Origin of the sequence: Methylorubrum aminovorans (assembly GCF_022179725.1) — a bacterium.
GTDB classification, from domain to species: Bacteria; Pseudomonadota; Alphaproteobacteria; order Rhizobiales; family Beijerinckiaceae; genus Methylobacterium; species Methylobacterium aminovorans.
This window is the reverse complement of sequence record NZ_BPRC01000001.1, coordinates 441532-460355: the sequence shown is the minus strand read 5'-3', so window position 1 is coordinate 460355 and position 18824 is coordinate 441532. Positions and strand designations below refer to the sequence as shown.

At 59.6% G+C, this 18824-nt stretch carries 30 protein-coding genes; 14 read left to right on the top strand and 16 right to left on the bottom strand.

The genetic code is table 11. From position 1 onward, the window contains the following. Positions 1-42 precede the first annotated feature (42 nt). The 9 genes from MFF24_RS02030 to MFF24_RS01990 are packed head-to-tail and all read right to left on the bottom strand — an operon-like array spanning position 43 to position 9250. Positions 43-1215: a tail fiber domain-containing protein gene (locus tag MFF24_RS02030; protein WP_238222001.1), complete on the bottom strand. Its 1173-nt coding sequence runs from the start codon at positions 1213-1215 to the stop codon at positions 43-45. A 26-nt stretch (positions 1216-1241) separates the two neighbouring features. Beyond that, on the bottom strand, positions 1242-1580 hold the full coding sequence (locus tag MFF24_RS02025; protein WP_238222000.1) for a hypothetical protein: 339 nt from the start codon (positions 1578-1580) through the stop codon (positions 1242-1244). An 18-nt stretch (positions 1581-1598) separates the two neighbouring features. Further along, a complete protein-coding gene (locus MFF24_RS02020) occupies positions 1599-2945 on the bottom strand; it encodes a hypothetical protein (RefSeq protein ID WP_238221999.1) in 1347 nt (448 codons plus the stop codon). 32 nt (positions 2946-2977) lie between these two features. Further along, on the bottom strand, positions 2978-4300 hold the full coding sequence (locus tag MFF24_RS02015) for a hypothetical protein (protein ID WP_238221998.1): 1323 nt from the start codon (positions 4298-4300) through the stop codon (positions 2978-2980). Then, positions 4297-4725, bottom strand: coding sequence for a hypothetical protein (locus MFF24_RS02010; RefSeq protein ID WP_238221996.1), 429 nt, complete (start codon positions 4723-4725; stop codon positions 4297-4299). Before MFF24_RS02010 ends, MFF24_RS02015 begins: the two co-directional genes overlap by 4 nt. Positions 4726-4746: 21 nt before the next feature. Further along, entirely contained in the window at positions 4747-6705 is a 1959-nt protein-coding gene (locus MFF24_RS02005; RefSeq protein WP_238221995.1) for an Ig-like domain-containing protein, read from the bottom strand. A 27-nt stretch (positions 6706-6732) separates the two neighbouring features. Then, complete coding sequence (locus tag MFF24_RS02000) at positions 6733-8079, bottom strand: hypothetical protein (RefSeq protein ID WP_238221994.1); 1347 nt, start codon at positions 8077-8079, stop codon at positions 6733-6735. Positions 8080-8090: 11 nt separating this feature from the next. Beyond that, complete coding sequence (locus MFF24_RS01995; protein ID WP_238221993.1) at positions 8091-8816, bottom strand: hypothetical protein; 726 nt, start codon at positions 8814-8816, stop codon at positions 8091-8093. Further along, positions 8813-9250 (bottom strand): hypothetical protein, encoded by a 438-nt coding sequence (locus MFF24_RS01990; RefSeq protein ID WP_238221992.1) that lies wholly within the window; start codon positions 9248-9250, stop codon positions 8813-8815. The genes MFF24_RS01995 and MFF24_RS01990 overlap by 4 nt, the downstream gene beginning before the upstream one ends. Before the next feature lie 252 nt (positions 9251-9502). On the opposite strand from MFF24_RS01990, the gene MFF24_RS01985 reads away from it, so the two are divergent. The 3 genes from MFF24_RS01985 (at position 9503) to MFF24_RS01975 (ending at position 10829) form a co-directional block, all read left to right on the top strand. After that, on the top strand, positions 9503-9700 hold the full coding sequence (locus MFF24_RS01985; RefSeq protein WP_238221991.1) for a hypothetical protein: 198 nt from the start codon (positions 9503-9505) through the stop codon (positions 9698-9700). Positions 9701-9995: 295 nt separating this feature from the next. Further along, entirely contained in the window at positions 9996-10277 is a 282-nt protein-coding gene (locus MFF24_RS01980; RefSeq protein WP_238221990.1) for a hypothetical protein, read from the top strand. Positions 10278-10472: 195 nt separating this feature from the next. Continuing rightward, the gene (locus tag MFF24_RS01975) at positions 10473-10829 is read left to right on the top strand and encodes a hypothetical protein (protein ID WP_238221989.1); all 357 of its coding nucleotides are present in this window, start codon (positions 10473-10475) and stop codon (positions 10827-10829) included. A 4-nt stretch (positions 10830-10833) separates the two neighbouring features. On the opposite strand, the gene MFF24_RS01970 is transcribed toward MFF24_RS01975, so the two are convergent. The 6 genes from MFF24_RS01970 to MFF24_RS01945 all read right to left on the bottom strand — a co-directional run bounded on the left by MFF24_RS01970 (position 10834) and on the right by MFF24_RS01945 (position 14473). Beyond that, the gene (locus MFF24_RS01970) at positions 10834-11166 is read right to left on the bottom strand and encodes a hypothetical protein (protein WP_238221987.1); all 333 of its coding nucleotides are present in this window, start codon (positions 11164-11166) and stop codon (positions 10834-10836) included. A 70-nt stretch (positions 11167-11236) separates the two neighbouring features. Next, positions 11237-11725 (bottom strand): hypothetical protein, encoded by a 489-nt coding sequence (locus MFF24_RS01965; RefSeq protein WP_238221986.1) that lies wholly within the window; start codon positions 11723-11725, stop codon positions 11237-11239. Between the two features lie 786 nt (positions 11726-12511). Next, positions 12512-12775: a hypothetical protein gene (locus tag MFF24_RS01960; protein WP_238221985.1), complete on the bottom strand. Its 264-nt coding sequence runs from the start codon at positions 12773-12775 to the stop codon at positions 12512-12514. A 166-nt stretch (positions 12776-12941) separates the two neighbouring features. Then, positions 12942-13148 (bottom strand): hypothetical protein, encoded by a 207-nt coding sequence (locus MFF24_RS01955; protein WP_238221984.1) that lies wholly within the window; start codon positions 13146-13148, stop codon positions 12942-12944. A 390-nt stretch (positions 13149-13538) separates the two neighbouring features. Further along, a complete protein-coding gene (locus tag MFF24_RS01950; protein ID WP_238221983.1) occupies positions 13539-13820 on the bottom strand; it encodes a hypothetical protein in 282 nt (93 codons plus the stop codon). Next, a complete protein-coding gene (locus tag MFF24_RS01945; protein WP_238221982.1) occupies positions 13817-14473 on the bottom strand; it encodes a hypothetical protein in 657 nt (218 codons plus the stop codon). Before MFF24_RS01945 ends, MFF24_RS01950 begins: the two co-directional genes overlap by 4 nt. Positions 14474-14651: 178 nt before the next feature. Between MFF24_RS01945 and MFF24_RS01940 the strand changes: the two genes are divergently transcribed. The 11 genes from MFF24_RS01940 to MFF24_RS01890 all read left to right on the top strand — a co-directional run bounded on the left by MFF24_RS01940 (position 14652) and on the right by MFF24_RS01890 (position 17877). After that, positions 14652-14912, top strand: a complete 261-nt coding sequence (locus MFF24_RS01940) for a hypothetical protein (protein ID WP_238221981.1) — start codon at positions 14652-14654, stop codon at positions 14910-14912. Next, the gene (locus MFF24_RS01935; protein ID WP_238221980.1) at positions 14912-15127 is read left to right on the top strand and encodes a hypothetical protein; all 216 of its coding nucleotides are present in this window, start codon (positions 14912-14914) and stop codon (positions 15125-15127) included. Before MFF24_RS01940 ends, MFF24_RS01935 begins: the two co-directional genes overlap by 1 nt. Beyond that, the gene (locus MFF24_RS01930) at positions 15124-15387 is read left to right on the top strand and encodes a hypothetical protein (protein ID WP_238221979.1); all 264 of its coding nucleotides are present in this window, start codon (positions 15124-15126) and stop codon (positions 15385-15387) included. The genes MFF24_RS01935 and MFF24_RS01930 overlap by 4 nt, the downstream gene beginning before the upstream one ends. Positions 15388-15458: 71 nt before the next feature. Then, positions 15459-15824: a hypothetical protein gene (locus tag MFF24_RS01925; protein ID WP_238221977.1), complete on the top strand. Its 366-nt coding sequence runs from the start codon at positions 15459-15461 to the stop codon at positions 15822-15824. 109 nt (positions 15825-15933) lie between these two features. Next, positions 15934-16122 carry a hypothetical protein gene (locus MFF24_RS01920; protein ID WP_238221974.1) on the top strand — a complete coding sequence of 63 codons (189 nt, stop codon included), beginning with the start codon at positions 15934-15936 and terminating at the stop codon, positions 16120-16122. After that, positions 16119-16355, top strand: a complete 237-nt coding sequence (locus MFF24_RS01915; protein ID WP_238221972.1) for a hypothetical protein — start codon at positions 16119-16121, stop codon at positions 16353-16355. The genes MFF24_RS01920 and MFF24_RS01915 overlap by 4 nt, the downstream gene beginning before the upstream one ends. 164 nt (positions 16356-16519) lie before the next feature. Beyond that, complete coding sequence (locus tag MFF24_RS01910) at positions 16520-16849, top strand: hypothetical protein (RefSeq protein WP_238221970.1); 330 nt, start codon at positions 16520-16522, stop codon at positions 16847-16849. Then, positions 16846-17037: a hypothetical protein gene (locus MFF24_RS01905; protein ID WP_238221969.1), complete on the top strand. Its 192-nt coding sequence runs from the start codon at positions 16846-16848 to the stop codon at positions 17035-17037. Before MFF24_RS01910 ends, MFF24_RS01905 begins: the two co-directional genes overlap by 4 nt. Next, complete coding sequence (locus MFF24_RS01900) at positions 17034-17348, top strand: hypothetical protein (protein ID WP_238221967.1); 315 nt, start codon at positions 17034-17036, stop codon at positions 17346-17348. The genes MFF24_RS01905 and MFF24_RS01900 overlap by 4 nt, the downstream gene beginning before the upstream one ends. Continuing rightward, on the top strand, positions 17345-17611 hold the full coding sequence (locus tag MFF24_RS01895; RefSeq protein WP_238221965.1) for a hypothetical protein: 267 nt from the start codon (positions 17345-17347) through the stop codon (positions 17609-17611). The genes MFF24_RS01900 and MFF24_RS01895 overlap by 4 nt, the downstream gene beginning before the upstream one ends. After that, a complete protein-coding gene (locus MFF24_RS01890; protein ID WP_238221962.1) occupies positions 17608-17877 on the top strand; it encodes a hypothetical protein in 270 nt (89 codons plus the stop codon). The genes MFF24_RS01895 and MFF24_RS01890 overlap by 4 nt, the downstream gene beginning before the upstream one ends. Positions 17878-17880: 3 nt before the next feature. Here MFF24_RS01890 and MFF24_RS01885 read toward each other — a convergent pair whose 3' ends face one another. Beyond that, positions 17881-18633 (bottom strand): hypothetical protein, encoded by a 753-nt coding sequence (locus tag MFF24_RS01885; protein WP_238221960.1) that lies wholly within the window; start codon positions 18631-18633, stop codon positions 17881-17883. Positions 18634-18824 lie beyond the last annotated feature (191 nt).

The window sequence follows — 18824 nt, the reverse complement described above, 5'->3', positions numbered from 1 at the left end:
TCGAATGCGCCCGGCGTGAAAATGCCTGATGCCATGATGTCCTTAAAGCTTGTGAGTATCGATCACGAGTGCACCGCCGACATCGCGAACGACATCGGGTCGAACCTTCGCGACTTCCTGAGCCTTCGGGCCGACGTGAAGCTGAGACGGGTCGTGCTTGTACGAATACAGGTAGGCCGGAGCGACGCCGTTCCACGAGCCGATCGGACCCGACTTGATGTCCTTGTAGCGTTCGTCCGAGAACAGCGAGCCGAACAGACCGATGCCCTGACCGATCGTCGAGAGCATCGACGGGGTTTGCGTGGTTTCCGAAGTCCCCGTTCCCACCGTGTGTGCGACACCACCCTTGAGATCGCCCACGAGCGAGTACAGACGCGCGGCGTTGTCCCACGGGAACTGGTTCTGCTGGTTCCACATCTTGTAATTGTTATCGATGACGTTCTGACCAAGCTGCTGCTGGCCGTAGCCCGCGGCCTGCTGCGCCGTAAGCGCCTTGCCGTACGCGTCGAAGCCGGAAGTCGTGCCGGTGTAGCCCTGACCGCCGATGATGTTCGACAGCGTTCCGGCACCGCCGAGCGCCTGAAGACGCTGGGCGTTCTCGTTCCCGACCGTCGAGAGAGCGTTGTTGAACAGGTTCGCGCGGGTGGTGGCGGAGAGATTCTGTTCCTGCTCAGCGAGACCGCGGTTGACCACGCCTTCGGCGAGCGCCGTGCGAGACGAGTTGATGTTCCCGGAGCCCGACGCGTTGCGGTAGAGGCTGGGAAGCACGTTCTCCGCGGCGTTCCGGCGGGCGTCGAAGCTCGCCGCTTTGACGATATCGCCCACGTTCTGCTGCGACGCGTACTGATTGGCCCGCGCGATGTTCGAGGCGGTATTGTCGGCGGTCGCCGTGTTGAACAGACCGCTCAAAGCCTGCTGCTGACCGGCGGTGGCCGTCTGAAGCTGCCCCTGACCGTAACCGCTCAGGCTGTTCGCGGTGTCGCGCGCGGTGGTCTGCGCCCATTTCGAGGAATCGTCGAAAGCCTGATACTGGTTGGCGTTCGGCGCAGCCACGAACGGACCCGTGTAAGGATTGGTCTGGGCGCGATCATAGATCGAACTCGCCTCCGTCCAGACCTTATTCAGGTACGGCATCTGCTCCGGCAAAGGACGGGTGGTTGTGGTTTCGTCCTTGCTGGTCTTGGTCTCGCTCTTGCTGCTCGCTAGTCCGCCCATAGTATCCTTATTTTTCTTGTTTTTGTTTATTTAGACCGTTCGTGAACCCACCATGTGCGGATTTTGCCGTCATCGTAGGGCACGTCGGCGAGCGGTTTGAACCCGAAGACTTTCAGGTAATGCGGTCCGACCGCCTTCTCGTGGTTCAGGATCGCGTAAATCGTCGGCGGGAGCTTCGCCCGCTCGATCGGGAAAATGCGGCGCACTTCTCGAAGAACGGAGGGCGCGAAATAGAAGAATTCCGTGTGCAGGAAGGTGCGCCACTCGCCTTGAATGAATTCGAGGTGGCGGGTGACGGTAAAGTGCCCCTGAGGATCGTCATAAAGGACTTCCTCAGGGGTGGAGAGATATTGAATGTATGACACACCCTATTTACAAGAGCGTTAGGTGTACTTCAAATCCCAATACGCGCAGACGAGGCTATCCGCGGCCGAAAACCCGTAGGTCTGCATCACCAAACCGACCGATTCGACCGCTCCGAGGTGATCGTTCAGGCTGTAGGATTGATGTCTCTCCCATGTCAGACCGTAATCGGGACTGAACTCGAAGTCGAAAAAGTTCGCCGTCTTGCTCATGCGCATGGTGTACCACTCGAAACGTGCCATTCCACTGACGGAGCCGCCCGAACCGACGTAGTTGGTTCCGTTGTCGCTCATGCGCAGAATGGAAAGCTGCGGAGAATTGCTGTTCGCCTCGATGCCGAACTCGTAGAGCTTTCCCGCGGTATCGCGCACGGCGATGCCGGTCAGGCCGGTCGTCGATCCATGGCGCAACGGGATGCGAATGGTCGCCGTGACTTCCCACGTTGCGCCGGTCAGGGGGATGCCGCGATACGCGGCAAGCTGCGCGCCGCTTTCACCATTGAAACCCCGCCGGAAGCTCGTGAAGCTAGGGCTCGCCGTGATGCTGGTGAAGTCTCTCCCGGCGACGACGGTGAAATCCGCTGGGACCGGGGGCTTGATCGGGAAGAGACTCATTCCGCCCCCACCACCGGACGACGGAACCGCGAATTCGATCCACTCCGTACCAGCGCCGGGCGTGGCAATGGTGCCTTCCTTCGCACACAGATAGGTCTTGCCGTTATGCGAGACCGTATCACCGTAGTGATAGACCTTATCTTCGGCCACCGGGATGCGGATCGACGAAATATAGACGGTATCGTCGCCTCTTACGACCGAAGAGTCTCGGCTGTACAGCAAGCTGATCGTGTGAGAGCCGGGTACGACGGTGCCGGTGAAGTCGGTGTAGGCGACCTGTTCACCGCCTACGTCGATGACATACGGACCACCGTCGATCGAAACGCGTAGCTTGTCGGGGCCTTCCGAACTGACGCGGTAGCGGATCGAGTACTCGTTGAACGCGAGGGTCGAGGTGAAGGGGACGGCAAGACCCGTCGATCCGCCGATCTCACCGGGAAGCGGCGGGAAACGCAGAACCGTGTTCGCGGCGTCGCCATTCGGAACGAAGGTGTGACCGGGCTTGTCGAAGGTCCAGCCCGCCGGGAGAACCCCGTCTTCGAACGTGAACGTGCGGTAGCTGTAGCCGAGACTCCACGGGCCGCGATGGGAGGGCGTAATCACACCGGTTTCGAGTGCTTCGACGCGGGTGACGGTCTCCGCGATCTGCGCGCCGTCGATCTTGTAGTTTTCGCCGCTGCGGGCGATGAGAAGCTGATCGCCTGCGGTGATGAGACCGCCGTCGTCGAGTTCGGAAAGCTTTTTAAGTGCCATGTCGTCCTTAGAAAATCGGTGTCTGAAATGATTTAGACTTCCGGCGCAAGAGTGCCGGTGCCGTCTTCGAGAGCAAGAATGTCTCCGTTTTCGAGCGGCATACCCGCAAGGGTCAGCATCACAACGCCGTTCTCAATCTTCTCGATGTAGAGGTCGCCCGTGATCCGATCCCGGCGGAAGATGAAGTCAAACTCATAGTTCGGATCGAAGCTGCCCCCGCCCGTGCCTCCGGTGCCGTTCGCCGCCTTGGTGACCCGACCCTTGGCATCGATCGTCAGATTCGCGTTGGTGTAGGTGCCGGGTACGACGGTGGTGTTCGCGAGCACCGTTGCGATCTCACCCTCACCCGAACCCACCACGTCGCCCGTAAGCTTGACCGAGCCGGCCCGGCGCACGATGCGCGTCTCGTTGTCCGCCCAATCCTTCGTGTTCGCGCTCCACACCTCGAAATAGGTGGTGCCATCGGTCGAGCCCTGGACGATCACCCGCTGGGGAGCGGTCGCGGCGGTCTTCGTGACGATGCGCAAGCCGGTGACGGAGAACTCATCGGTGAATTGCGCGGTGATGACACCGGGAGCCGCGGTGAGCGTACCACCGAGATCGGCGTCGGTTGGATCGAGGAACGTGATCGAGGCGAGATCGGGCGCGGGGTCGGACAGCGGCGCGACCAGATAGACCCGCCAATGCGCGTAGGTGCCGTCGCGGTCCGCCTCCACCGTGCCGGTGACGCCCGTATGGGCGGAGAGAATCCGGCCCTTGGCGTCCACGGTGATCGTCGCGTTGGTGTAGGTGCCCGCCTGGACGCCTGTCGGCCGAAGCTCCGCCTCATAGATGCCGTCGCCGAACGTCTCGCCGTCCGAGATGGAGAGATCGTTGACCGAGCGCAGAACCAGCGCCTGGACGGTGGTCGAAGCCGTTTGATCCGCCCATGCCGTGCCGTCCGATGTCCGCGTCAGCACCTGACCGGGCGTGCCACCCACGGGGAGGCCGGTCGTCGGATGCGTCCACGCCATGCGGCCGTCTCCGGTCGAGGTCAGCAACAGACCCGCGCCGGGGGCGGAGGGAATCTCGGAGGGGCGCTCGGGAAGGGTGGTGATCGCGCTGATGCGACCGTCCCCGCCCACCGTCAGGCGGACGTTCGAGTAGGTGCCCGCCTGGACACCCGTGGCGGACAAGCCGATCGTGGTGCCGTTCGCAGTGCCGCGCTGCAACTCGACGATCGCATCGACGATCGATTTTGACGAGCGGGACGCCGCAAACAATTGATCGGCGTAGTACCGGCGGTCCGAGGTCTGCGATTCCGGCTGGAAGACGTAGGCGTAGGGTCGGGCGTTCGCCCGATAGGGTGTCGTCATCCGCGGCTTTCGGCGTGGCCCCGCTTGCCACCAAGCGAGATTTCGATCTCCAAGCCAACGATGCGGATGTTGTGGAAGCCTTCGTATTCGATCCGAATACCGTGGTAGCGGCCGGGCGAACGGAAATCGAGTTGCCGCTTCGTGATGGCGTCGAACGGCAAGGCGGCACCGAATTCCATCGGCTCACCCGGTGTGTCCGCCCATCCCACGCTGACCAGCACCGGGGCGGAGCCTTCCGGCACGATTCCGATCGGGTCGATGCGCTCGATGCGCTTGTAATCGCGATGGTTGACCCCATCGAGTTCGTCGAAGCTGATGAACTGTCGCTCGACATAGGCGAGACCGTTCGCTTCGGGGGCTTCAACACCGATCGCATTCTCACGATCGATGTCGAAGCTGTAAATGTTCATCGTGGGCTCTGCCATCGGCTGCGCTCCTCAAATCTCTTATTTACGGTTTCGCAGGATCAGGGTCATGGTCGAGACGGAAGTGTCGATGCGATCAGGATTGAGCGGACGCATGACGATGTGCGGCGCTTCCGTCGTCGAGTGCACGATCATCGACATATGGTTAGTGAAGTCGCGGCGCGAATAGTGATAGACGAACGAATCACCACCGGAGACCTTGAACAGGCTCGTCCACGGGCGCGCCGTGACGAAAGTCAGACTGTGGCACCCCGCGGGAATATCGTGCTTCGGGCAGACATAGGGGAACTCTTCGTTCGGAATGGTGGCGTTCTCCGCGAAGCAATCGACGAAGATGTCCTCCCACGTCTCGCCGTCTTCCGCGACGATCTCGATGCCGGTCATTGATGCGGCACCGGGCATACCGAGGATGAAGCGGAACGCTTTGAACGAGTTCTCGCCGGTATTCACGACCGGGCGATACACCATCGTGCCGGCGACGTGCGGATTCGGACCGGTCTTTGCCAGTACCGTCCAGTTCTCATCCGGGATCGGGTCGAGCGGATCATTGTACGATGGGACGAAATCGAAATCGATCGTCTCGCGCTGCTTCACGTGCACACCGAGCGCATAGTTTCCGACGCTCAGAGCGTTCGAGAAGCCCACCCAACCATCTTCGTTCAGAAAGATGCTGCTCTGACGGATGCGCGAGACCCGCGGATTGACGCCGGGACGCACCGGGAGAATGACCCGCGCGGTGTCGGTCGAACCGAACGTATCCTCCGCCGTGTAGGTGAAGCCGGCCTCGATGATCGGGTCACGCGGCACCTCACGCAGGGCATAAGCCGTGCAGTAGAGGTTCGAGATGTTCGAGAGGTGACCGTTCTCAGAGAACGTCTGTGTTCCGCCACCGCCGTGAAGCACGTCGAGCGTGTCGCCCTGGACGGCGTAGGTCAGACGGTTTCCGACATACTCCGCCTGACGATGATTCAAATTATCTTCATCGCTGCGATAAGTCGTGTACATCAACATCACGGGCGTATTCGTGTCGGTGCCGTCTTCACCCGAAGGTCCGAACGCATCGATATAGATGTTGCGGTAGTAGTCCTCGTAAAGCGGTGCCGGATCGAAGTAGAAGGTTCCCGCATCGACGTGGGTGTTCGCCTGCGCCATGAGGATGGCGTCGCTCGCCGGCACACCCGGCGGAAGGGCGAAGGTATCGACGCGGATTTCAGGACGCTGCATCGCGTCGTCCGCCCGGTCGTAGAGGTAGGGATAGGGATAGCGGTCGTCGTCCCTGACGTAGCGTTCCTGATTGTGGCGATCGACATACGCCTGATCGATCACGCGGAAGTAGAGCTTCGCCTGAGACGAATCCGCGATCAGGGTCCAGCCGGCTTCCATCTCGGACGCGCCGAGACGGATCACCGACATGATCGCGATGTGACCCGGCACTAAGGCGTTGACGTTTTCCCTATCCGCAGTGAGGCTTTCCGCCCAGACGTTTCCATTCGGGTCGAGGGTCGAGCGGACCGATCGGCGCGCCGCCTGAAACAGCTTGTTGACCACCAGCGTCTGGCAGTCTTCCGCCTGGAACGTGACGGTGTTCGCACCGAGCGTCACATTGCCGTTCACGGCGTTCGCCACCGCGGTGACACGCAGCGCCGTCTCTCCGGTGTCGTTGGTCAACAGGTCGTCGTGGCTGAGGGTGAGCGCAGTGCCGCAGTCGATCGGGTCGCTCAGCACGTTGTCGCGCGCGATGACGATCGTCGGCTCCAAGATGTTGACGGTGACGGTCGCGCTGCTCAAATTGCCGTAACGGTCCTGAATCGTATAGGTGAATTGATCGGTCGTTCCGTCCTCCGGGGCGGTGTAGAGCACGCCGCCCGCAATACGACGGGTCGAGCCAAAACGGGCCGGACCAATCGAGAAAATACGCAGATTCAGCCCGATATCGTTGCTCAACAACTGTTCGTCGAGGATGGTGAGGGTGTCGGCCATTCGGCTCCTTTTCTGGGGACGGGAGGGTTAGCGGGCGCGGCGGCGCATCGCGAAGGTGTCATCGGTCGCTTCAGCGCGGGTGACGGCGGGTGGGGTGTAGGCGCGCACCGGGGAGACCATCACGGCGATCTCCGGGTTGCGGTCGCGGAAATCGAGCCACGTCGTCTTCTCCGCCCGGAGATCGTTCCACGTCTTGCCGGCCAACTGCTCCCACCGCACGCCCGTCGAGGGCTGCACAACGGCTCCGCCCGTGTTGTAGGGAAGGTCGGAGAACGACCACAGACCGTTGCCGTAATTGAACACCGCCGCACGGTTGCAGCCGGGATAATCGCCGAGATCGTTCGGGGTGTACTCGCGGCCGATCGGGAACTTGCAGTCGGGGTGGGTCGAGACGAAGCAGAACATCATCTCGCGACGCGCCGGCAGGTGCAGGACGTAGAAACGGTGCGCGGCTTCGCGCACAAGATGATCGTAAATGCCCCGCTGAACGCTGTCGTTCGTCGTCCAGAGCACCGTCGTGCCGTCGTGGCACCAAATGTTGTCGGGTCCGAACACCATGTGCTGGTTGTTCGCCACGCCGATGCAGTTCTGTGAAATAACACCGCGATCTCGAAAGCGCTCTTCGAAGTCGAAGATGAAGTTCGTCGGCTGCGGGGTCATCGCGTAGACTTGACGGTTCGAATAGACGAACATCCGCACGCCCAACTCCGCCCCATCGACGATCTGACCGGTGAGCGATCCGAGGATGTTGTCGCCCGCCGAATTCGTCGTGGCGGTGCCAAAGTCGAGCTTCGCCGCCTCGAACGGAACGAGGTCCGACCACTTCACCATCGCGGGGATCGTCTGACCGCCCTGGGTGACGTTGAGCGCGATGATCTGATCGCCGAGCCGGCGCACGGCGCGACAGGTGGTCTCACGATCCCAGCCATCGACCGCGGTGAAGCCCTGATCGCCCTTGCGCATGCTCCACAGGCCGCGATCCGGGCGGTTCCAGTAAATCCGCCCCTGAAGCTCACACGCCGTCGTCGGCTGTGCCTCGAACACGTGGGGCGACCATTCGAGCGGGGTGAGATCGGTCTCAATCCACGGCTCCGCGTTGCGCCCGCGCGCCTGACCGCGGATCACCCGGCCATCGGAAAGCCCGATCAGGAACTCGCTGCCCCCGGAGGGATAGGCGGAGCCGAAGACGAAGTTCGGCGAGCCGGCGGAGGCCGTGCCGATCTTGCGGAAGTGCGGTGCACGGATGACCGCGCCCGACTCGAAGCGAACGTTGTTACATCCGCTCCACTGAGGCTGTTCAAGCTGTACCGGGAGACGATCCGTGTTGACGCCCGCGCTACCAATGTTGCGCAGGGGAAGAGTGAGATTTGCCATTCAGACCTTTATTACGTCCAAGAAATGCGAACTTTGCCGTTCTGACCGTTGGTGCCCTGGTTGCCCGGAAATGCACCCGCCGCAGCACCGACACCGACCGAGGCGAACAACTGCTCACCGACAACCGGAGCACCCGGCTCACCCACCGTGTAGGTACGCACGGCCTTGCCGCCGTTTCCGCCGCTTCCGCCCGGTCCGAGACCGGTGAGGTAGGGTTTGCCCGCGCCGCCGAGCATGCCGCCGCCGGGGGTGTTCGTGGTGCCGCCCAGCGCCGTGCCGGGGGTGCCTGCAACGCCCGGAGAGGCGGTTCGAGCACCCGTTCCGATGCCGCCACCGCCACCGCCGCCGCCGCCGCCCACAAGCGCCAGGAAGCGGCTCTCTTCGCCGGGGAAGCCCGAATTTCCCGATGCGGCGACCGGTGCGCCGTAGTTCTCCCAAACGGAAGAGCCCGCACCGCCGCCCGCACCGTTCACCTCGACGGTCATGGTCGCATACGGGGGGACCACAAATTCGTACCGACCAGGATCGGTCCACTCGACCGAACCGGGGGTGGACTTGCGTGCGTTTAGGAAGTCGTCCCACGACAGGGGGAAGGTCGCGGGAATCTGCGTCACCGAAGCCGGCACCGGACCGACACCGCGAAGGTAGCGGTCGAAGTTGAACACCTCGGAGCCGGGATCGGGGAACTCCGCCTGAATCTCCGTCTCCGGGAGCGGCGGCGTGGCGCGGATCGTCATACGGACACTCCGCGGATGATGGTCGTGCGCACAGTCAGCGCAGCCGGGGAGAGCGTCGCGTAGTTCTTGTCGTTGATGTAGAACTGGTACGCCTTGGCGGTCGTGTCGAAGACGATCTTGCCACCGTTGAACGAGAACACCGGGTTCGCGCCCTCCGCGGTGATCGTCACGGCGTTCGCGATCGTGATCGACGGCACGGAAAGCGGCCCGGTCATAACCGCGCCGTCCTTACGGACGAAGCTGTCGAGATTCAGGGTGGTGGAGAGCGCCGCCGCATTCGCCAGATTGAGCAGCGAGAGGCCGAATTCGCTCAGCGGAGCCGTCTTCGCATCGTTCACCGTGTAATAGGGGAACGACAGACCCTCCGCCGGGAAGGTCGTGCGCAGAAGCGGGTTGTTGAGGTGGTCGTGGGACGCCTCAACTCGGCCCTTCACGTTCGGCCACGTCGCCTTGAGCCGCCCCTTGAGATTGCGAATCTGCTCCGCACCCTCCGCCGCCTGATCGCCATCCGATGGGCTCGTGGAGAGGAATGAGTCAATGAATGTACCGGGCTCGACCAAAGTTCACCTGCTATAATCTGATATTCTTCTATTTAATCTGGCGTATGGTCGAGCCTAGTAACGTTTAATATCGATTGTTAGATGCAGATTGTCGTAAAATATTGCAAATGTCTGAGGAGTTATGAAGTGAATCAGGATGAGTTCGTTGAAATGTACCCGGAAGGCGCAATGCCGCGCATCCGGCGGTGGCAAAAGGCCGAACGCGACATGTGGGCGGTGAAAAACGCTCTCGGAATGCCGCAGGACGCCAGTTTGATTGAAGTTTTGACGCTGATCGCCTCGTTGATCGAGATCGCGGCGATGTACGAGGGGCTTTGCGAATGAGCGAGGTAGTTTACGTCGATAAGAATACGCTGAAAGGGATGTTCTTTTCAGGCGCGCGAAGCGGAGGCATCGTTTCGTGCTCGTACGCCGATGCGAATGACGATTACGTCAGGTATATCGCGACGAAACTCAGCACATCGAAGCTCAATCGCGCGCCCCGCGAGTGCTTTTACGATTGGGCGTTGGCGAACAATTTCACTGTCTTTGCGTCGAACGATCTAGACGCCCCGAAGCGTCACTGTCTCATCAAAGCAGAGACTGACGATCAGCATTTTCTCGTGAAGATGAGGTGGGGATGATGAAGCCCGTGTTCATCAATGATACGACGCTCCTACTGTGCACTGTGACTGTCGAAGGGATCGAAGCGGGTTCTCGCGCGATCGATATCTGCGTGCTCACGAAGATCATAGATGGATGGATCGATGAAGACGGAAAGCGTGATTGGTTGAACGAGAACACACCCGGATGGATGCCGTGGATCAACCATACCTTACGAGAATTCTACTACCACGATGAGTTGGTTTTGATCTTCAAGAATGAGAATGACGCGTTCGCGTTCAGGCTGCGGTGGCTCTGAACAATTTGTCAGATTTACCGTAACCTGTTAAATAAGATTCGAAGGCTGGTCATCACTTGCTGGTTATCGCCTATAATTCCGTGGCAGGAAGTTTTAGAGGCGCTTGATGTTGATTCATCAAGCGCCTTTTTCTTCGCCTGGAATCTATGGAATCGCTCTAAGAGATTCGCAACCGTTCCCCCGTAGCGTCGGGGGATGGCAAAGCGAAAGACCTGGGCGCACCGCCTCTTCGAAACGTCGTACGACGATCCGTTCGACTATGAAGTGAACGATTTCTCGTACCCATACTTCCCGGCAGATATTCTGAACGGGAAGCAAATCTATCGAAGTCGAGACGATAACGACATCGACTTTTACCTCGATTGCGCCGTCGAAGAGAAGAAGCTGCGCTTCTCAGAAGGCGAAACGTACCAGCAATACATCCAGTGGATTCACGACACGTGCCGGAAGCCGTACTTCCACGCGTTTCGTGACGAGGCTCAGGGGCACCACTGCTCCATCGTCTTCACGCGTGAATCCGATTGGCTCGCCCACAAGCTTCGCTGGACGTGACCGATCAGGGGTAGACCGTCCCGAAATACGCGTTGCCGCGACTGTCGATAACAGTGATCGATTGCGAGGATCGTGAGCGCCGGGACGCCTCCCCCGCGAGATAGGCGTTCCACTCGGAATCCAGCCGGTCGATCCGCTCCCGCCGAAGTGCCGACGACCGCTCCGCCTCCACCCGCTGACGGGCATTCTCCTCACGCGCCCACGCGACGTTCGGGTCCTCCGCCGGAGCCTCGAACATGCGCACACAGTAGTAGCCGGGGTGACAGGTTTCCGCCGCCTGGACGGTGGTCGAGATGGTGGTGATCGCGATCACCGCGCAGAACAGCTTCATCATCATCGGACGCCTCCTCCCCTCAGATTCTCACAAGGGTGGAATCGAGGGAAGCGAGGGTTGTGAATAGGGTGAATTAGCGGAGGTAACAGTCGCCGGAACCGTTCGGGAAACACACCGCCCACGCTTTGGCACACTCATCACGAAGGCGCTCGGTCGTCATGTACCGCCCGTAATAGACCGCAGCCTCCGGGGTCCAGCCCGCGTGATAGCGCTCCTTCACCGTCTCGTAGGGAAGACGCAACTCGGTGCACCAATCCTTCAAAACCATCGTGCGGTCACCAAACGTCACGTGAATGTTGTTGCGACGGTTCCGCTGCTGAACCGCCTGCGTCGCCCACCGAACGTTGTTCGGCTCGTAATTCCCGCGAACGTCGATCCGATCGAGAGAATGAAGCGGAGACGGCGGAAGCCCCACATCCTTGAGGAACCGTCCGAAGTCGGTCCGCCACGCCGCGCAAACCTCCACCCCCAACGCCCCGTAAACCGGGTACTTCGCGTACTTCTCGCGGTAACAGCGATAGATCATCTGCTTCCAACGATTGTAAAGCGGGTGTCCGCTCATCCCATGTCTTTGGTATTCTCTAGCCATAGCAATTGCTTTCGTAAAAATGGTGTAATGAAAACAATTTACAGCATAGAGTGGAGATTCAGCAATATTTTAGGCTGGAGTGGTGCAGGTATAGGGGTGTCAGATCGAATTTGAGGGGGTGGTGTCGGGAAACGTCGAGGTGAACGTCTGGAAAACGATGGGGCAGATTCGGTTTTCAACGTCGGTTGATGCAGCGGATCAACGTCGGCGGACGGTGGAGGGGGACCGTTTAGGACGTTTGTGATGCAGGGCCGCGCGGGGTTTTAACCTTAATTGCGAAGTCGGTCAGGAAAGCTGGGGAAAAAGGATTGTTACGGGGGCATGGGACCCGTCATTGGTCTTGACATCGATTTCCTGGGCGTTCGAGCGAGGGTGATTCGGACGCTCTGCGCTGGTGCTCGTCGCCCTGGTCAAGCCTGCGCATGTGCGCGAATGTCGGCTTTCCCCACAAAATCGGCCCGGAGATTTCCAGACATTAGGCCGATCGAGGTGCATTCGAGAGGGGAGGGGGCTTTTGCGGGTGCTGGTGCGGGGGATCGTGCGGCCATCGTCGGGGTGATCGTGGGCGTCGATCATCATGCCGATCATCCCCTCGAAAGCCCCCTACCCCATACCATTCGTCCGTTCGCATAAGATGTGTTATGGAACGTTAGCCGGCTAACGACCTGTGCCGACGACTTCTGTAACGATCGGTACAGAATTTTTCTTGGCTGAGGACCGGCAAGCGTTAACTGAAAAAATTAACCAAACGCTCGGCCTCTACGATGCCCCTAGATCGTCCTCAGAAGGTCGTACAGCGCTCTTCTTACGCTTCCGCACCTTGGCGGCACGATTGGTCTCACGGGCTTCCTGAGCGCTCTCAGCGGCCTTCTCAGCGGCCTTCCTGCGCCCCTCTGCATCCACTCTGATCGCCCAATCGGGAATGGGCTCGTGTGCACGCTTGAAGTAGTCGATGACGATGCGAGCGAGAACGTATTTGTCTTCGTTCAGCTTGATGTTGAGGAGTTCTTCGAAGTTTGTCATTGGGCGTTCCGCTTGCCGAAGCGGCCAAACCCGCTTGCGGTGCGATTATTTACAGGTCCAACGAGATGAGCCGCCGCAGAGTGATCCGCGACGGCTCGTGTTGTTGTCTGTAAGGAATATCTATGAAGCGATCTTGTTGTAACGCCCTCTGAGCGTGGTCGCAATATTAATCGGTCTTCCCCGCCTCTTTGATCTTCGCCATCATCGAGCGGATGTCTCTCGGTGGGTCTGATGTCGGTGGCTGTGCCGCTCGAAGGCGGGTGATCTCCGCGTCCTTGCGGGTGATCGTCTCCTTCAACGCTTGGTTCTCACGCGCCAGATCGAACGCATCCTGAAGCGTGGTGATGAGGCGGTCCTTCTCAGCGTGTGTCACGGCGATGTCCTTCTTCGTCGTCTTGGGCGGCGGCAAGGCGAGACGCCCGTGGGCGTCGGTGGGTTGCGTGGTCGCGCCTCGGATCGAAGCGCCCGGTTCAATTTTCCTCTCAGCCTCGACGCCCCGAACTCTTTGCCTCGACGTTCTTTCTCGACCCGTTATTACATCTGCCTTCGAGTCGAGTGAGCGAAGCGGCGTCAGCCGCGGCCGAGCGAAGCGAGGGAGCGAAGGAGACGCGAAGGCGTAGTCGGCCGCAGGCCCTGGACTGAGCGAAGCGAGGGAATTACACGTGTCGAGGCGCGAGTTTACGAGCCGTCGAGGCACGTGAGATGCCAAATCTCATTATAATTACAGATTAGAGATTAGAGATTAGAGATTAGAGATTACACGTTATTGGTTCTTGAGCTTGATGCGTTGTTCCTGCTCTTGTTGCTTGACCGCCTGTTCGATGTCGTATGGGCGCATGGAGTGGGAGGACGGGTTGATCTGGTCCTTCACCGCTTTGATCTTCTCGATGAGTTCGTCGTTCTTCTCACCGAGCACGTGAGCGAGATCGGTCAGGTCTTGAGCGGTCTGTTCGAGCGTGTCGAGGCGTTGGTTGGTCTCCGCCTTGAACTGTTCGAGTTCGCGCTTGAGCGCGATGATGATCTTGCCGAGATCGTTCGAGTTCATGGGGTCTTCGCCTTCTTCTTCTGCGTCTTCCTCCGCCAGAGTGTGTGCGGGTCGTATCGGCCGCGCAGGATCGGTTCGTTCTCGTGGTTCTTCTGTGCGGGTTCGGTCAGGTCGATGACGATCGGCTCCTCATCGTCGCAGAACAGTTCGGCGAACGTTGCGTACGTCGTCCACTGTAGGCGGACGATGTGGTTCCAGACGTAGTGCGTCCCGTTGGTCTTCGAGTAGAGTTGACCGAGCTTTGGGGCGGGACATCCGGGGTCGGGCTGAATGTCGAGCGTCTGATGGGTGAGGTTCTTATAGTACTGCCACGCCTCGTTTGAGAGCGCGTCTTTGTGCCGGCCTCGATAGTGTTCGAGGTAGGATGAGAAGAACTCCGGGGTGTGGAGTTGGACGGTGCCGGTGAACACCGCGAGGCGTGCATCGGGGGTGAAGGGTTCGCGTCGATCGAACACCTGAATGTTGAGGGCGTGCCGCGCCTGCATCCACAGTTCGCGCGGCAGGTGGGTGTTCTCGAACAGATTCGCCGTCATCAGCGTGATCGAGTCCTTCGGGGGGAAGAGCGGATCATCGGGGAGAATCTGTTCCACCACCTGGGCGGGGGCTTCCCCTTCGACTTCCGCAACGAGCTTGGCAAACAGGTCTTCAGACATGCGTCCTTTCATTGATGATAATGAGATGTGTCGCAACTGATTTAGGCGTGTCGTCTCGCCACATACAAAAATGTACGAGGTCTCATTTGACACTGACTGTTTCGTATACTGTCTTGAATATTGACGCGGTGAGTCTCAGCGGGGTATGAGGGGAGCGTTGTTTGATTAGGTGATTTTGATGTTCAAGCTCAATTTTGTACGTTTTCCGAATCCAATCTATCCCGAGGCTGTGCAGTGGATGGCGATGCACGGCCATCACTCGTTTTCGATCATTCGCGAGGATGACGGGACGTACACCGCGACTTCGAAGGACCGCCTTCAGATGCGTGTGCCGTGTAAGTACATCCCGACCGACGATCACGCCTTCGATACGTTCGATGACGCGATCGACGCGTGCAATCTCGAAGCGCTGCGCCTGAGCCGCCAGGGGAAGCACTGATGATCTCCGTCGAAGAAGCCCAGATTCTCGCCGCGGAGATCGAGCGCCTGACCGTCGAGAACGACGAACTGCGCGCTCAGGTCGATTACTTGCTGCGGGAGCGGATGGATCGCGAATCTCTCGCCCTGGAAGCGCGCAAGCGTGCGGCGGAGAAGGTGCTGCTGACGGTGAAGGAGCAGGCGTTGGCGGCTGCGGAGCGGGGGGATGCAGAATGAAAATCGTCGCCTTCGAATACGCTGACAGGTCTGGAAAGTTCGACCGCAGCGGCTTCAACTATTACGAATCATCGACGCTGAAAACCAAGGTAGACGTGGTTTGGGACGAGTTCTCATCGTGGCTGGACGATCGAGGTATCGAACTCAAGCTTGAACTGGACAATTGGCACGGGGCTGTCTGTCCGATGCGAGCTTACGAACTTAATGTCAAGTCTATGACCGAAGCTCAGTGGATTGAGTTTCGGATGCGTTGGCTTTGACGTTTTAATTCGACAGTACAGTTGAGTATTTGATAGAATCCTTTCGTTGTTTAATGAAAGGATTCTTTTCTATGGGCAAGTTCGACTCGTCCGCTACTATTACTCCGAACCCTTACGCTAAGTCGTACGACGCCGATCGTGAGACCTTCGTCACCCGCAAGGATTTGAAGCGTGCCAATGCGGACTTGGCGGCAGAGATTTTGAAGATCGAAGAGATGGTGCAGTCGATCCAGTCGGAGGCGAAAGCCGCGATGGAGGACGTGCAGGCTGCTCCGTCTGATCCGGTCCGTGAGCGTCGCATCCTCGAACTCGCGATCGGCATGGTGGTGAGGGACTACGCCGTTCCGCACAAGAGCAAGGACGTTCTCGCTGACCGTCTGGACGCGGTGGAGCAGACCTACAAGCGCCTCGTGTCGATCGTTTCGGAGGCGAAGTGATGGAAATGCTCTTTATCGCTTTTGTTGTGCTGATCGTCTTCGGCGGAATCCCGCTCCTACAGTCCGCCGCGAACTACCTCGATAGTCGGTCAAACGGTGGGGCGCAGTGATGAAGTTTGTCAGCGCCCTTTTCTTCTCGGTTCTCGAAGTCCTGCTGACGGTGGTCGCCGCATTCTTGGTGATCGGAGCCATGCTGCTGACCTGTTCGGCGTTCGATGTTTCGCTCAACACCTCATATGTGCTGTGCGCCGTTGGTCTCTACTTTGTCGCGGTGGGCGTGTGGGAGCGGATGCGATGAGCACCCTCGACCTTTCCCGCTTCGACACCCTGACTGCGAACGATCTTCGCGACGCACTCGCCGAAGTCGGTCATCCCCGGAAGCCCGTGAAGACGGTGGTGCTGTCGATGACTGCGTTCACCGCGATCACCGAGAAGCGCCTTGTTCCCGGCATCGAGTACTTCGCCATCGACACGTCGAAGTGGGAACCTGTCATGAAGCGTACGGAGGGTGGTTCCGATGGGACTGCTTGAAGATTTGGTTTCAGGATTTGTGCAAACTGTAACACGTCTCGTCATCGTGGTACTCGTTTTTATTGCGTTTTGTTCTGCTGCTGCCGGCGTCGGATACTGCTACGATAGGATGGTCGCGGGGTATCATTACGTGATTTCGAGCACAGCCTCACCCGAGGTGAAAAATGATTGAGAACAACATCGAGACCGTCGCCGCTTCGGACGATCAGCGGACCATCGATATGGAGTATCACCGTTACATGGCTTCCACCGTCTCACCTTGGGCGAATCTCAACGCGATGTACGCTTCCATCGACGACCGGACGTGGTGCGGCAAGCCTTCGTGGGTCTGCGCGATGGAAGTCGATGATGCGTCCAGGGAGCGTGTGGCTGCGGCTGAGCGTGAGGACGACATTCGGCGGTACGAGGAAGTGGTTCGTCGCGCCATGGAAGCGGGAGCCGATCCCCGCGCCATCGCTGAAGCGCTCGCCGAAGAGTTTGGAGAGCCGCGATGATCCGCCCCACCGCTGCACAGCGTAGACGCCTGAAGCATGAGCGATACCTGCGGGAGATTCGCGAGAACAACCTCGCGATCACGAACACCCGCTTCCTCGTTGAGAGCATGCTGAACTTCGACCCGGAGAAGCGCACCATCGCGACCGACATGCCGTTCGATGAGATTCGCCGGAGGTTCTGCCGATGAAGATCGTCACCCGCGAAACCTTCCTCACGCTGCCCGCCGGGACCGTGTTCGAGATCAACGACTACGATGAGCGCCTGTGCGTCATCACGAAAGGCTTCCACGAAAAGACCGTTACGAACTGCTGGGGCACACCAATCGCATGCTACCCGTGCATGGAGGTTCGCGACCTTGCCGATTTCGAGGAAGGTGGTCGTGACCTTCGCCCGTCCTCAATCGGCGAGGATGGCGTGTGCGTCTACGAGCGTGACGATCTCCTTCAGCTTCGCGACCTGATCGATCGGGCGCTCAACGTGGCGGGAGGTTCGGCATGAAATACATCCTCCATCACATGGCGGCTGAGAATGAGACATGGCTCGTTCCCCACACAACGGACTCCATCCTGAATAGCTTCCTCGCGTGTCGGGGCGAACTCACCGGCTTAGCGCCTGAGGAGATGCTGAGTCGATGTGCTCTTGCTGGTATCGAGGCGGTTGAGGACGACGAATTCGACCTTGCGGGTCACAAGATTTGGCTCATCACCGTCCCCGACGACGACGACGCGGCGTTCAACTTCAAGATGTTCGTGCAACCATGAGCGAACCGTACACGCACACGCGATGGCTCGTTCACTCAATCCGTTGCGTTCCTCCCAACGACATCGAGAAATTGCGCTCTGTACCGTTCACGGACGCTGATCCCGCATTCTTCGCCTGGATGAGCGAACACATCCCATCGGCGAGCTTCAACGAGGTGGTGCGAAGTGGCGGGCGCAAAGGGGATGTGGGCACGATCAATTTCAACATCGAGGTGACGATCCCCGATCCTGACGAAGCGGTTGCGTACCGTCTGCGGTGGACCTGATCGTCACCACGGTCGCTTCGGTTTCAACGCTTCGGCGCTGAGGGTGAACCCCTTCCTCGCGCGCTCCAACCAAATCTGCTCCATCTCCTCAAACGTCGGCTCCCACTTCTGCGGGTGCCGGCGTCGATCCGGCATAGCCTGAGGAACAACCGTTCGGCGGTAGGTGTCAAGGCTCTCCTCAAGCTCATCCACGATTGGGTCATCGTCGAGGCCGGTCAATCCACCCAGAAGAGTAGATTCCAGAGATTCATCCCTCTCGTTCTGTCCTTCCCTATATTCTGAAAGGTTGGGAGTTTCATCCTGGGCGGATTGGCTTCCGAGGGGTGAGGCGTCGAGGTCGGGATCGGGTGACTTGCCGAATAGGCTGCGAATCGCTTGGCTCAGCTTGAACTGACGCGGGCACCACCACACCGCCTTCGCCCCATCGGTCGGGCTGACCGTGCCGGCATGGCACCGACGCACCAACGGCCCCTGCGGCTCCACGAATCCGGCGCGCTCCAAAACGCCGATGAACGAGCGGATCGACCACTCCGGCATCCCCAGAGAGGCGAGGCCCGACATCGGCATTCGGCTGAGCGGGAAGATGTGCTCGTGATCGTCGCGCCCGTGGACCCGGACGACGTAGAGGGCGAACCGGATCACCCGGTCTACGTATTCTTCACCGCGCTGGCGTCCGCGCAGCATTCCAGGCTCAGCGAGCTTGGCGCGCAGCCAAGCCCCGACGCGTTCGAGGCATACAAGGTCGTTCACGGTCATCCCCATTCCGGGACGCCGCGTCGGGCACGACTAGAGAACTGTCTGAGTTGACAGGTCTCGCGGAATGCTTAGGATGGGGATTGCGAAGTCACCATCTTTACGCACCCCTCACAACTTTGAGGGCGGAACCGCTTTTCCCCTGCCAGGGATTGGCGGTTTCTGCGTTTCATCGTCGGTCAGCCCGTCGCGAT